A 1,154-nucleotide genomic window follows, 5' to 3' on the forward strand; every position below is an offset into this window, starting at 1 on the left:
TTCTATCTCAGATGTAAATGTAAAAGGACATGAAACTCCAAACTATTTAGACAAGAAAGTCTAAACTTTCGCTTTTAGATATTGGTTGGGACATGAAACTCTAAAACTAAATTTTATAGATTTACAGAACTAACCCCATTTAATCTTGTTTAAGATGCTCCCATTCTTACCTAATGACTTATACCATCATTCTTGTTAATTCATTCATATAAATGTAATGATTCAAATGGATTATGGGAATTACATTATCTTGAAGGAAAACTTTTCCCCCCAACAATTCATATATGATTCAAAAGGTCTATGTATTTTTGAAATCCTTCAAAATGTTATCTTGATCCTTTCGACACATTGATTTTTATAGAAATATACCTACTTCAAAAGGCGTACCTTTTGAAGTATTAGAATACTCCTGAAGAGATAAATAATTCTAATCATAAAGGGCAGTTAATATTAATTTGTTTTTGGCAGAGGTTTTGATAATTATAAATCCAACTTTTCTATTTTTGGGACGTTTAATTTACAGAAGATAGATAATAACATAATTTTCTCAATAAGGAATTTTCTGCTTTAAATATAATTTTTTCACAATTTATGGTATATMTGTATTAAGGGGACCTTTTCGGTTGATTAGGGAGAAAGATTATAAAAATGATATGGGAGGAACAAAAAATGTCATTGAAAAAGAAATTAGGTGTTGGAGTGGTTTCAGCCGCTCTKGGTTTATCTTTAATTGGTGGGGGAACATATGCATATTTTAGCGATCAAGTGGTGACAAATAATTCATTTGCTGCAGGTACATTGGATTTAGCTATGCAACCAACTACTTCACTTAACTTAGAAAATTTAAAACCWGGGGACAAAATATTAAAGAAATTCAATTTAAMAAATAGTGGTACATTAGATATTAAAGATATCATGATGAAAATAGACTATACTGTAAACGATTTAAAACAAAATAACACTACAGAAGATTTMGGTAAACATATTAAAGTACAATTTCTTTGGGATTGGGATCCTGCAAAAAGCCCTGYATACGAGACAACYCTTGCAGAACTAAAATCACAAAGCCCAGAGATTGCCTCCAAAAAAGTATTTCATTCTAAGTGGACTGAAACAGGAGGATTAAAACCTGGGAAAATGGATTGGTTTTGGAT

At 30.3% G+C, this 1,154-nt stretch carries 1 protein-coding gene; it reads left to right on the top strand.

The window, feature by feature from the left end; translation table 11 throughout:
* Positions 1 to 669: 669 nt before the first annotated feature.
* The coding region (locus AC1DJR_RS30690) for a TasA family protein (RefSeq protein ID WP_477004336.1) at positions 670 to 1,154 on the top strand (485 nt) is incomplete at its 3' end.

It is taken from the genome of Bacillus sp. 05T31, from assembly GCF_056396725.1.